This is a genomic window from Actinocatenispora comari (assembly GCF_017312725.1).
Lineage (GTDB): Bacteria > Actinomycetota > Actinomycetes > Mycobacteriales > Micromonosporaceae > Actinocatenispora > Actinocatenispora comari.
Genome location: NZ_BOPO01000076.1, coordinates 19,945 through 32,404, shown reverse-complemented (window position 1 = coordinate 32,404; position 12,460 = coordinate 19,945). Strand labels below are relative to the sequence as shown.

Sequence of the window (12,460 nt, the reverse complement as noted above, 5' to 3'; positions counted from 1 at the left end):
CCTCCTCGTGCGTGCTCACGCGATCCGCCCGCCCGGGTAGCGGTCGAAGTTCGCCGGGTCGTACAGCGGCAGGATGTGCGTCGCGCTCCGGCGCACCCGGTCGTAGGTCGCCAGGCACTCGTAGATGTTCTCGCTGATCCCGATCGGATGGTCGGACAGCACGTTGTCGAGCAGGAAGTACGTGTCGGAGATGGCGGCGGTGCCGGTGGCGGTGTCCGCCTCGACGACCATCGACGCGCGGTGGTGCCCGCCGCTGAACCAGGTGCGCAGCCCCGGCGCGAGCTCGTCCTCGTCGGCGAGCAGCCGTACCCGCGGCCAGGCCTCGGTGACCAGGTGCACCAGGATCTCGTCCGGGATCGACGTGGCCCGGTCGTCGTGCGGGTGCGCGTGGGTGGTGTGGAAGTGCCGCCAGCCCCGCTCGGTGAGGCACAGCTGCGCCCCGGTGAACAGCGGCACGTTGCTCACCGTGTACAGCTGCAGCGGGGTGAGCAGCACGTGGGTGACCTCGGCCGGGGTGACGCCGTGCGCGGCGAGCGCGTCGACGACGTACTCGCCCGGCTCGCGGCGCAGCACCGCGCGGGGGCCGAGCACCTGGGTCCACTTCTCGTTCATCGGGCCCAGGTCGGCGGCGGGACCGGTGTTGACCAGCGCGGTGACGCCGTCGCCGCGGATCAGCGCGGTCTGGAACCGCAGCGGGATCCACTCGTCCCACCGGCTCATCCAGTACGCCTCGGGGCCGGGCACGTCGCCGCGGCCCATCGAGAGCAGATCCACCTGGTACTGGCTCACGGGGTCGTCCTCCTCGGTTGGTCGGCGACGAAGCCGAGCTCGGCGGACAGCGCGGATCCGGCCTCGCGCAACAGCTCCAGGGCGCGGGTGCGCAGTTCCCGGCGGAACCGGATGGTCGGCACCGAGACGCTCATCCCGGCGACGACGTGGCCGGTGGTGTCCCGGACCGGGACGGCGAGGCAGCGGACCCCGACCGTGTACTCCTCGGTGTCGGTGCCGTGTCCACGCCGCCGGACCTGGCGCAGCTGCTCGGTCAGGGCCGGCAGCGAGGTGATGGTGTGCTCGGTGAACGCCGTCATCGACACGCCGGCGTACCGGCGGGCCAGCTCCGCGTCGGGCAGCCCGGCCAGCAACACCTTGCCCAGCGCGGTGGTGTGTGCCGGCAGCCGGCGACCGACCGCGGAGGCGAGGGCGAGCGCCTGCCGCCCGTCCACCTTCGCGACGTACACGTTGTGCACGCCGTCGAGCACCGCGAGCTGGACGGTCTCGTTGAGCTCGTCCCGGATCTTGCGCATGTACGGCAGGGCGCGGTCGCCGAGCGCCAGCGACCGGCCGTACGCGTTGCCGGCGGACAGCGTGCGGATGCCCAGCGCGTACCGCCGGGTCTGCTCGTCGAAGCCGGCCCAGCCGGAGTCGACCAGGGTGCGCAGCAGCCCGTGCAGGCTCGACTTCGGATAGCCGAGCCGGTCGGCGAGTTCGGTGAAGCCCATCGGCTGCTCGTGCTCGGTCAGCACCTCCAGGATGGCCAGCGCGCGCCGCGCGGACTTGACCGGATCCGGCAGTGAGTTCATCTACATGAACTTTCTTTCCGTCTCTTGAACTGTTGGCGGCGACGCTACTACGTTTCCTGGCGAAACAGAACCGTGACATCTCACCGCCATCCGGGTAAACCTGCGAGGTACCGGCATGACGCACTCCGCCGCGGAGCGCTGGGAACGCGCGCAGTCCGACCCCGACCTGACCTACGGCCCGGTGCCGATCTGGTGGTGGTCGGGTGACCGCCTCGACCCCGACCGGCTGCGCTGGCAGCTGCATCGCCTGTACGACGGGGGAGTGCGCGCCGCGGTCGTGCTGAACCTCGCGCCGGCCGGCCCGCTGCACGGTTGCCTCGCCGACGACCCGCCGTTCGCCTCGCCGGCCTGGTGGCGGATCCTCACCGCGGTCTGCGCCGAGGCGCGCCGGATCGGCTTCCGGCTCTGGTTCTACGACCAGCTCGGGTTCTCCGGTGCCAACCTGCAGGCGGACCTGGTCAGCGCCGAGCCCTCCTTCGCCGGCTGGGACCTGCGCCGGACCAGCGTGACGGGTACCGGTGCGCTGCGGGCCACCGCCCCGCCGGGCGCGGTGCCGGTGGCCGCAGCACTGTCCACTGTGGACGATGCGGTCGGGGGCGCCGGGGCGGTGACCGAGGTCGCGGTGGACGCCTCGGGTGCCGGCGCCGACGCGGGGACCACCGCGGCCACGCTCACGCTGTACCACGCGGTGCGGCGCGGCTTCGACTACTGCGACCCGGCGGCGTGCGCGGCACTGCTGGACCAGGTGCACGGCGAGTTCGAGCGCAACGCCGGCGAGTACTTCGGTGACGTGATCGTCGGGTCGTTCCAGGACGAGCTGCCGGCGATGCCGACCTGGTCGCGCAGCTTCGCCGCCGAGTTCGCCGAGCGCCGCGGCTACCCGCTGACCGGGGTCCGGCTCGCCGCGCTGTTCGGCGGGGAGGGCGACGGGCACGCCCGGATCCGGTACGACTACCAGCGCACCCGGGCGCAGCTCGCCGACGAGGCGTTCTTCGTCCCGCTGCAGCACTGGCACCGGCGACACGGCCTGCTCTGCGGCTACGACCAGCAGCATCCGGCGCGGGCCGGCGAACCGATCGGGTCGACCGAGCTGTACGCGGACTATCCGCGGGTCGGCGCCCGGTACGGCGCGCCGGGCAGCGACCACTGGGGCGACCCGAAACTCCACAGTGGACTGTCGCACCTGCACGGCGGCAGCCGGACCTGGCTGGAGGGTTTCCACTCCAGCGGCTGGGGCGGCACGCTGGAGGAGACATTCGACTGGCTGCTGCCGTGGCTGCGGGCCGGCGTCACGCTCTACGACCCGCACGCGGTCTACTACGCCACCCGGGCCGGCTGGTGGGAGTGGGCGCCGCCGTCCACCTGCTGGCGCCAGCCGTACTGGCCGCAGTACCCGGCGTTCGCCCGGCTGGTGTCCCGGCTGTGCGAGCTGCTGTCGCTCGGTACGCACGAGTGCGACGTCGCCGTGCTGCACCCGACCGCCACCGTGCAGGCGGCGCTGACCGTCGACGGCCGGGCGTTGCCGGCGGCGCGCGCGGCCCACGAGTCGTACCTGGCGCTCAACGGCTCCGCGTCCTGGCTACGCGAGGTACCGGGGTCGCTGGCCGCGGCCGGGCTGGACCACGAGGTGGTCGACGACGCGGCCGTCGCCGACGGCACCGTCGCCGGCGGCCGGCTGCGGCTCGCCGACGAGACGTACCGCACGGTGCTGCTGCCCGGATGCGCGTGGCTGACCGACGACACCGCCGGCCGGCTGGCCGACCTCGCGGCCGCCGGCGGCCGGGTCGTCTGCGTCGGCACCACCCCGCGCGGTGCACTGCCCGCGAACGGACCGGGCTGGGCGAGGTTCTCCGCGGCCATTGCCGGCCGCGCGATCGAGACACCGACCGTGCCGGCCGAGCGCCCCGCCGAGCCGGCCGCCCGGCCGGCGCCGGACGCCGGCGGGGCCGGGCATCGGGCCGGGGCCGGCGGGTGCGGGCCGGAGCTGGCGGGTCGGCTGGCGGCGGAGGCGGCGGTGCGGTGCGACGTGCCGACGGTGGTGCGGCGCTCGGGTGAGGCCCGGCTGGTGTTGCTGATCGCGCACGACGACCGGACCGGTACCGCCCAACCGATGCACGGTGACTGGGTGTTCTTCGACGTGCACAGCTTCTTCGACTTCGACCGCTACACCCGCGCCATGCGCGAGCACGGGTACACGTTCCGGCCGGGCGACGGCGAGCGCGTCGCGACCCTCTCGGTACCGGCCGGGTGGGGTCCGGCGCAGCTGTGGGACCCGGTGGCCGGCACCCGCTGCGCGCTCGACCGGGCGGTCACCGGCGACCGCGCCACGGTACGGGTGCCGTTCGCGTCCGGGCCCGCCGCCGTGGTGGTGTTCGGCGCCGGCACGCCCGCCCCGCCCCCCGGACCGCGCCCGGGGCCGGTGCTCGCCACGCTGCCGCACCGCTGGGCCGGCACGGTCGAACCGACGCTGGACAACCGGTGGGGCGACGTCGGACCCGGCCGCGCCGATCCGCCCGTACAGACCTGGCGGCTGGCGCACCGGGAGGCCGATCCGCGGGTCGCCCCGGACGAGCTGTCCCCCGACGGCTGGACCGAGGTCGTCGCCACGTTCGGCCGGTACGGCTCGGTGGCCGGCCCGTGCGACACGGCCGCGGAGCTCGCCGCCGCGCGGTGGCGGCCCGCGGTGTACTCGCTGTCCCGCGGCATCCCGAACGATCCGCGACACCACGCCACGCTCGGCCCGAAGGGCTACGTGCCGGAGGAGTTCGTGCACCTCGACGCGGTCCGGGTCGGGCAGTGGGTCGCCCTGCGCACCGGCTTCCGGCTCGGCGGCGGCGACGACGCGGCCGGGCGATGGCTCGCGGTCGGCGCGCCGGGGGAGCGGCGCATCACCCTCGACGGCGCCGTGCTGCCGGCGGCCGGCGACGGCTACCTGACCGTGCAGCCGATCGCGGTGCGCGCCGGCCACCACGAGCTGACCGTCGCCGTACGGTCCGACGTGGCCGGTGCGGTGCGGCTGTGGTGGGCGCTGACCCGCGACCCGGACGAGGTACGCCGGCCGGAGTGGCTGGTACCGACGGGAACACCCGCCCGGGTCGGGCACCGGTTCACGCTGCCCGGCCGCCCCCGCCGCGCGATGCTGCAGATCGGTACCGAGGGGGCGGCGGTGATCCGGCTCAACGGCGACCGGATCGGCCGGCACGGCGGCTTCGACCCGTACGCGCAGAACCGGGCCGTGCGGGTACGTCCGTTCGACGTCACCGATCGGCTGGTGGCCGGCGAGAACGAGCTCGTGGTCGAGTTCACCGACCCGGCCGGCGCCGCGCTGTGGGTGGACGGGGTGATCGAGACCGACGCCGGCCGGGTGGACGTCGTGTCCGCCCCGGGCTGGACGATCGGCGCGCCGCGGGTGCGCCGGGAACAGTGGCTGGATCCGCGCACCGCGTGCCTGTGGCCGCGGCCGCATCCGCTGCCCGACGCCGGCTGGCTCGACGACCGGCCCCGCGGTGCCGTGCTCCCGGTGATCCCGTACGACCCCGTGTCGGCCGGACCGGTCAGCGCCGACCCGGGGACGGCGCGGACGCAGTGGTTCCGGTGGGTGCTGCCGCCGGGGGCGGAGCGGATGACGGTACCGGTGCGCGGCAGCGCGCGGGTGTGGCTGGACGGCGTCGAGGCGCCGGTGCGCGCCGGCGCGGTCGACCTGACGCCGAACGTCCGTCACGCCCTGCTCGCCGTGTCCACCGTGGACGGATCCGGCGGTGCGGCGTTGACCGGGCCGATCGGGTACCGGCTCGGCAGCGGCGAGATCGAGCTCGGTGACTGGGCCGACGCCGGCCTGGGCTCGTACTCCGGCGCGGTGCGCTACGCGCACACGTTCCGCTGGACCGACGCGGATCGGCCCACCTGGCTGGATCTCGGCGAGGTGCGCGGCACCGCCGAGGTGCGGCTGAACGGCGCGGCGGTCGGCGAGCTGCTGCTCTCCCCGTACCGGCTGCGCGTCGACCGGTGGCTGCGCGCCGGCGCGAACCGGCTGGAGATCGTCGTGCGCAACACCCTCGCGCCGTACCTGGGTGACACCACGCCGACCGCGGGAGTGTTCGCCGGTCAGCGCCGTTCCGGACTGTTCGGCCCGGTTCGGCTGCTGGGCGCCGCGGCACGGCCGGGAACCACACCCGTACCACCATCCGAGGAATCCGGACCGACCCTGCGACGGGAGCGGTGATGAGGCAAGCGAGTCAGGGGCATCGAGTCCTCGGTGTCGCGTCGAGGGAGGACGACCGATGAGCGTGGCAGCGAACGCGGTGCCCGACGGCACCGAGCGCCGGCGGTACTGGAAGTGGACGGCGGTGGCCGGCATGGCCAGCTACATCGACGCCGGGTCGATCGTGGCCGGCTCGGTCGGGCTGAGCCTGTGGACGCACAAGTTCGGGCTGACCAACAGCACCGTGGGGCTGCTCGGTGCGTTCAGCTCCAACGCGATCTCCGCCGGAATCGGCGCGCTGATCGGTGGCTGGATCTGCGACCGGTTCGGGCGCAAGAAGATCTACACCTGGGACCTGCTGCTGTACGCGTTCGGCATCCTGTGGATCATCTGCGCGGTCAACACCTGGATGCTGTTCGTCGGCTACATCCTGGCCGGCCTCGCCGTCGGCGCGGACGTGCCGGCGTCGTGGACGCTGATCACCGAATTGGCACCGGCGAAGACCCGCGGCCGAATGGGCGGCCTGGCCCAGGTGCTGTGGAACCTCGGGCCAGTGGTCACGTTGCTGCTGTCGCTCGCGCTGTCGTCGCTGGGCATGCTCGGGGTGCGGCTGGTGTTCGTCCACCTGCTGCTGGTCGCCGTCGTCACCTGGATCCTGCGGCACGGCGTGTCGGAGTCGGTGCGCTGGCAGCAGGCGACGAAGCGGTCCGCCGCGGACTCGCCGGGCGGCGGGGCCCGGATCGCCGCGCTGTTCACCCGGCGCGGCACGACCGCGCTGCTGTTCTGCATCGGCATGTACGGCGTCTGGAACCTGTTCGCCGGCACCAACGGCTTCTACTTCCCGTACCTGCTGAGCACGTTCGGCGCGCAGAGCCAGGCGGCGAGCGTCGGCCTGCAGTGCCTCAGCTTCGGCCTGACGGTGATCGGCACCCTGCTGGTGTACATGCCCTTCAACGACCGGGTGAACCGCCGGGTGCTGCTCGGCGTCAGCGTGGTGCTGCAGTTCGTCGGCATGGGGCTGTTCGTGGTGCTGCCGCTGAACCTGCCGGTGGCGCTGGCGTACGTGCTGCTGATCGGGTTCGGCTCCGGGTTCGGGCAGCAGCACTTCTTCCAGCTGTGGTCCGGCGAGCTGTTCCCGACCGTGCTGCGCTCCACCGCGCAGGGCTTCACCTTCGCGGTGGTGCGCATCGGGCTCGGCATCTGGAGCTTCTTCGTCCCGCTGATCACCGCGAACGCCGGGTTCCGGTACCTGGCGCTGATCCTCGTCATCCTGCAGGCGGTCAGCGGCCTGATCGGGGTGATCTTCGGTCCGCGGACCGCGGGCCAGACGCTGGAGCAGATCGAGGCGAGCCGCGGCTGGCGCACCGAACCGGCCGTCGACGCCGACGCGGTGCCCGAGAAGGGGATGGCATGAAGAGACGGACCGCCCTGACCGCCCTGACAGCCGGGACCGGCGCCGCCGCGCTCGGTGTGGTACCGCCGGGTTCGGCGACCGCGGCACCGGCCGGCGCGCCGCTGCACCCGTACCGGCTGCGGGTGGACGGCCTGGCCGACCCGCTCGGCATCGACGACACCGCGCCGCGGCTGTCCTGGTGGCTGGCCGGCGGCGGCACCGACCGGCGGCAGACCGCCTACCAGATCCGGGCCGCCTCGACCCGGTCCGGACTGTCCACCCCTGACCGCTGGGACTCCGGCCGGGTCGAGTCCGCGGACAGCACGCAGGTCGGCTGGGGCGGCACCGCGCTGGGCTCCCGGGATCAGGTCCACTGGCAGGTACGGGTGTGGGACGAGCAGGGCCGGCGCGGTGACTGGAGCGACGTCGCGACGTTCGAGTTGGGCCTGCTGTCCGCGAGCGACTGGACGGCGCGGTGGATCACCCACCCGGACTGGCTGTCGGTCCCGACCGGCACGCCGCTCCCGTTGCTGGCCAGGCAGTTCCGGGCCGGCACCGTGCGCCGGGCCCGGCTGTACCTGACCGGGGTCGGGATCTACGCGGCGACCCTGAACGGCCACCCGGTCACCGACGCGGTGCTGGAACCGCCGAACACCGACTACGCCACCCGGCTGGTGTACTCCTGCCACGACGTCACCGACCTGGTCGCGCACGGCGCCAACACCCTCGCGGTACGGCTGGGCAACGGCACGTTCAACGTGCCGGACACGCCGGAGAGGTACCGCAAGTACGTGGGGGTGCAGGGGCCGCCGAAGCTGCTCGCCCAGTTGGAGATCGACGGGGAGACGATCGGCACCGACAGCGGCTGGCGCACCACCCTCGGGCCCACCACGTTCGCCACCTGGTACGGCGGGGAGGACCACGACGCGCGCCGCGAACCGGCGGGTTGGCAGCAGCCCGGCGCCGACCTGTCCGGCTGGACGGCCGCCGCGACGACGGGTCCGCCGGCCGAGCACACCGTGCTCACCGCCCGGCGCTGCCCGCCGATCCGACCGGTCGGCACCGTGCCGACCGTCGCGATCACCCGGCCGAAGCCCGGCACGTACGTGTTCGACCTCGGCGTGAACATCGCCGGCTGGGAGGAGCTGCGGGTCGCCGGCCCGGCCGGTACCGAGGTGACGATCCTGCCGGGGGAGCGGTTGACCGCGGACGGGCTGGTGGATCAGGGCACCATGATCGCCGGCGGGGCGACCTCGCCGCCGATCGTGGACCACTACACCCTCGCCGGTGACGGCACCGAGGTGTGGCACCCCCGGTTCTGCTACCACGGGATGCGCTACCTGCAGGTCACCGGATTGCCGGTGGAGCCGGACACCAGCATGCTGCGCGGCATCGTGCTGCGCACCGACAACGAGCCGGCCGGCGAGTTCACCACCTCCAGCGCCCTGTACGACGGGGTGCACCGGATCATCGACCGTTCGGTGCAGGGCAACATGTTCAGCGTGCCGACCGACTGCCCGGACCGGGAGAAGCTCGGCTGGCTGGAGGAGACCCACCTCAACTTCGCCACTCTCGCCCGCAACTACGACATCGGTGCGTGGTTCACCGAGTTCCTGCGCACGGTGCGGGAGGCGCAGGAGGACACCGGGCTGATCCCGGACATCGCCCCGCAGTACGCGCACTTCTCCGGCGGCAGCCACGACGAGCCGAACTGGGGCAGTGCGATCATCCGGGCGGCAGCCGCCACCTGGCGCAGCTACGGCGACGACCGGGTGCTCGCGGACAACTACCCGGCGATGCAGCGTTATCTGGATTACCTGTCCGGCAAGGCATCCGGCGACCTGCTCGACTACGGGCTGGGCGACTGGGGCGAGCTCGGTCAGAACACCCCGACCGGTGTCGCCGCGAGCTACGGCTACCTGCGGGCCGCCCGCGGCCTGGCGGAGGTGGCGACCGCGCTGGGCCGGACGGCCGACGCGAGCGGCTACACGGACCTCGCGGACCGGATCGCCGCGGCGTTCGAGGCGGAGTACCGCGACGGGCACACCTACGCCAACGGGACCCAGGCGGCCGACGCGTTCGCGCTCGACGCCGGCATCGTCCCGACCGCCGACCGCGCCGCCGTGCTCGACCACCTGGTCGGCCAGATCCGGGCGTACGGCAACCACCTGACGGTCGGTGAGATCGCGCTGCCGGCGGTGTTCCGGGCGCTGTCCGCCGGCGGCCGGGACGACGTGGTGGCCGACATCCTCGCCACCACCGGCGATCCGAGCTACGGCTACCAGCTGGTGTGCGGCGCCACGTCGCTCACCGAGTACTGGGACGGGCCCACCGCGTACGGGTCGCAGAACCACTGGATGCTCGGCGCGATCGAGGAGTGGTTCCACACCCGGGTCGGCGGGCTCGACGCGGCCGAGGGCGCCGTCGGCTACCGCGACCTGGTCGTCGCACCGGTACCGGTGGGCGACCTGACCGCCGCGCGGGTGCGGTACCACACCCCGTACGGGCCGGCCGCGGTCGCGTGGTCCCGGCACGGGCACCGGTTCCGGCTCACCGCAACGGTTCCGGTCGGTACCACGGCGCTGCTCGTACCGCCGCCGGGCGTCACCGCGGCCCACCCGCCGCGCGGTGCCCGCCGGGAAGGCGCCGGGTGGCGGGTCGGGTCGGGGGAGTGGACGCTGACCGCGGCGACGGCCGACGCGGCGCCCCGGCCCGGACCGGTACAGCTGGCGGTCAACGGCCCGCGCACCGACGTGCCGGTGCTCGGCGACGAGCCGGTCACCGCCGAGTTCCGGCTGCACAACCTCGGCGCGACGACGGTCACCGTGACGCCGCGGGTCAGCGTCACCGCCGGCTTCACCACGAGGACCGGGACGCGCCGGGTCACGCTGCGCGCGGGCGAGACCGCGGCGGTGGCCGTGGCGGTGACCCGGACCGACCCGGACGTGGGTTCGGGCACGCTGCGGCTGTCGGCCGGCGGCACCACCACCGCGGTGGCGCTGCGCCAGACCGACGACTGGGTACGGCTGGCGACGATGAGCTCCTCCAGCGACCACAACGGCTCGGCCGCGTCCTACACCAACGACGGCATCGCCGACTCCGCGTACTGGCACAACGGCGTCGGCGGCTGGAACGACGGGACGAGCAGGCAGTTCCCGGACACGCTGACCGCGCGCTGGTCGCATCCGGTGCCGTTGCGCCGGGTCGTGGTGTACACGTTGGACAGCGCGCAGTACCCGGCGAGCCGGTACGGGCTGCGCGACTACGACGTGCAGGTCGCCCACGGCGACGGCTGGCGCACCGTGGCCAGCGTGCGCGGCAACACCGCCGGGCGCGTCGAGTCGACGTTCCCGGCCGTGCGGACCACCGCACTGCGGCTGTCGGTCACCGACACCAACGACCACGGCTACAGCCGGGTGTTGGAACTGGCGGCCTACTCCGACTGAGCCGGCCGCCGCGCCTGCGCCGGGGCCCGCTTCGAGGTCGGTGCCCCGGCCGCGCGGTCGCGCACCAGCAGCGCCACGCCGATCGCGGCGGCGAGCAGCAGCGCGCCGAGCGCGAGCCCGGCCCGTACCCCGCCGGGGCCGTCGGACAGGGTGCCGGACAGCACCGGACCGACGCACTGTCCGGCGGCGAACGCGGTGGTCAGCGCGGCGATCGCGGCCGTCCAGTGGCGCGGCTGCAGGTGCTGTCGGGCCGCCGCGGTGACGGCGGTGACCACGGTCAGGAACGCGCCGCCGAACGGCACCGCGGACGCCATCGCCACCGGCAGCCCGCCCGGAGCCAGCGGCAGCGCCGCGCCCAGCACCAGCACGCCGAGGATCAGCGCGATGCCCCGCCCGGCGCGCAGCCGGGCCAGCAGCGGCGACCACAGGAACCCGGCGAGGGTGGCGGCGGCGCCGAGCAGCGCCCAGAACGCGGTGACCGTACCGGCACCGGCGCCCTCGGCACGCAGGTACGCCACGATGAAGGTCATGTAGGCGATGTAGCCGGCGCCGAACATCCCGTAGCACACCAGCAGCGGCGCGAGCGGCCGCAGCGGCAGCCGCCCCGCCGGGCGGTCGGGCGCCGGGCCGTCGTCCGCCGGTACCGCGCGGGCCGCCGGCACCGCGGCCGCCAGCGCCGCGAAGGCGAGGACGCCGAGGACCACCCAGGCGCCGCGCCACCCGGCGGCGGCCAGCACCGGCGGCACCGCGAGCCCGGACAGCAGGATGCCGGCACCGCCACCGCAGAAGTACACCGCGAGCAGCCGGGTGGCCTGCCGGGCGCCGGCGTCCCGGCCGGCGCGGGCGGCGAGCCCGCCGCCGAGTACCAGCACCACCGCCCCGGAGGCGCCGGACACCAGTCGCAACGCAGCGAGCAGCGGCACCGAACCCGTCCCGGCCGACGCGAGGACCGCCGCGGCGGTGACGACCAGGCCACCGAGGTACGCGGTGCGCAGCCCCAGGCGGTTCGCGAGCGGCGCCGCGACCAGCGCACCGAGCAGGTAGCCGGCCGCGTTCGCGGTGTTCAGCGCGCCGGCGGTGGCGAAGCTCAGCGACAGGTCGGTCCGCATCGCCGGCAGCACCAGTGCGTACGCGAAGCGGGCCAGCCCGAGCGCGACCGCCGGCCCGGCGGCGAGTCCCGCCGCGACCAGCAGCGGCCGCGGCGCCGTCGCGGTGCGGGTCATCGCGGCAGGCCGGCGGCGAGGACCAGCGTCGCCAGCTGCCGGGCGACCGCGAACGGCGCCGCGTCGCCCTCCACCAGCACCCGGGCGTTCGCGCCGTCCAGCACGAGCAGCAGCTGCTCGCCGACCGTGGCCGGGTCGGTCGCGCCGCCCTGCCGGGCCAGCTCGGTGAACGTGCTCGCCCACCAGCGCTTGTGGTCCCGGATGACCTGCCGGGCCGCGGCGTCGTCGCCCTCGACCAGTTCGGCGGCGGCGTTGACGAACGCGCAGCCGCGGGCGCCCGCCGCCCGGTGCCACTCGGCCAGCCAGTCGAAGATCGCGAGGATCCGCTCGGCGGGGGAGCGGTCGGCGAGCCCGTCGAGGTGGCCGGCGAGCTCGTCCCGGCGGGTCTGGTGCTGCCGCGCCAGCGCCGCGGTGATCAGCTCGGACTTGGACCGGAAGTGCGCGTACAGGGTGGGCTTGGAGACGGTGGCGGCCGCGGTGATGGTGTCCACCCCGGTCGCGGTGACGCCGCGGCGGTAGATCACCGCGGCGGTGGTGTCGATGAGCCGGTCGCGCGCGGTGCCCCGCCTGGTCCGTTCGGCCATGCGTAGCAGACTAACAGGTCAGTAAAGTAAGTC

At 74.4% G+C, this 12,460-nt stretch carries 7 protein-coding genes; 3 read left to right on the top strand and 4 right to left on the bottom strand.

Annotation, left to right across the window (positions count from 1 at the left end; all coding sequences use genetic code 11):
• Window positions 1-15: 15 nt before the first annotated feature.
• Both NUM_RS19950 and NUM_RS19945 read right to left on the bottom strand, forming a co-directional pair.
• Window positions 16-789, bottom strand: a complete 774-nt coding sequence (locus NUM_RS19950) for an MBL fold metallo-hydrolase (protein ID WP_207126415.1) — start codon at window positions 787-789, stop codon at window positions 16-18.
• Window positions 786-1,580: an IclR family transcriptional regulator gene (locus tag NUM_RS19945; protein WP_207126414.1), complete on the bottom strand. Its 795-nt coding sequence runs from the start codon at window positions 1,578-1,580 to the stop codon at window positions 786-788. Before NUM_RS19945 ends, NUM_RS19950 begins: the two co-directional genes overlap by 4 nt.
• Before the next feature lie 115 nt (window positions 1,581-1,695).
• On the opposite strand from NUM_RS19945, the gene NUM_RS19940 reads away from it, so the two are divergent.
• From NUM_RS19940 to NUM_RS19930, 3 genes are read left to right on the top strand one after another with little or no spacing between them, the layout of a single operon-like run.
• Window positions 1,696-5,802 (top strand): hypothetical protein, encoded by a 4,107-nt coding sequence (locus tag NUM_RS19940; protein ID WP_207126413.1) that lies wholly within the window; start codon window positions 1,696-1,698, stop codon window positions 5,800-5,802.
• A gap of 58 nt (window positions 5,803-5,860) precedes the next feature.
• Window positions 5,861-7,195, top strand: coding sequence for an MFS transporter (locus NUM_RS19935; protein ID WP_207126412.1), 1,335 nt, complete (start codon window positions 5,861-5,863; stop codon window positions 7,193-7,195).
• Window positions 7,192-10,620, top strand: coding sequence for an alpha-L-rhamnosidase (locus NUM_RS19930; protein WP_207126411.1), 3,429 nt, complete (start codon window positions 7,192-7,194; stop codon window positions 10,618-10,620). Before NUM_RS19935 ends, NUM_RS19930 begins: the two co-directional genes overlap by 4 nt.
• On the opposite strand, the gene NUM_RS19925 is transcribed toward NUM_RS19930, so the two are convergent.
• Together NUM_RS19925 and NUM_RS19920 are read right to left on the bottom strand one after the other, a co-directional pair.
• Window positions 10,608-11,843 (bottom strand): YbfB/YjiJ family MFS transporter, encoded by a 1,236-nt coding sequence (locus NUM_RS19925; protein ID WP_207126410.1) that lies wholly within the window; start codon window positions 11,841-11,843, stop codon window positions 10,608-10,610. The genes NUM_RS19930 and NUM_RS19925 overlap by 13 nt on opposite strands.
• Entirely contained in the window at window positions 11,840-12,427 is a 588-nt protein-coding gene (locus NUM_RS19920) for a TetR/AcrR family transcriptional regulator (RefSeq protein ID WP_207126409.1), read from the bottom strand. Before NUM_RS19920 ends, NUM_RS19925 begins: the two co-directional genes overlap by 4 nt.
• Window positions 12,428-12,460: the final 33 nt, after the last annotated feature.

What these genes read in the sequence shown, in the direction of transcription:
- NUM_RS19945 (WP_207126414.1), bottom strand. Translation starts at nt 1,580, where the DNA reads ATGAACTCACTGCCGGATCCGGTCAAGTCCGCGCGGCGCGCGCTGGCC.
- NUM_RS19940 (WP_207126413.1), top strand. Translation starts at nt 1,696, where the DNA reads ATGACGCACTCCGCCGCGGAGCGCTGGGAACGCGCGCAGTCCGACCCC.
- NUM_RS19935 (WP_207126412.1), top strand. Translation starts at nt 5,861, where the DNA reads ATGAGCGTGGCAGCGAACGCGGTGCCCGACGGCACCGAGCGCCGGCGG.
- NUM_RS19930 (WP_207126411.1), top strand. Translation starts at nt 7,192, where the DNA reads ATGAAGAGACGGACCGCCCTGACCGCCCTGACAGCCGGGACCGGCGCC.
- NUM_RS19925 (WP_207126410.1), bottom strand. Translation starts at nt 11,843, where the DNA reads ATGACCCGCACCGCGACGGCGCCGCGGCCGCTGCTGGTCGCGGCGGGA.
- NUM_RS19920 (WP_207126409.1), bottom strand. Translation starts at nt 12,427, where the DNA reads ATGGCCGAACGGACCAGGCGGGGCACCGCGCGCGACCGGCTCATCGAC.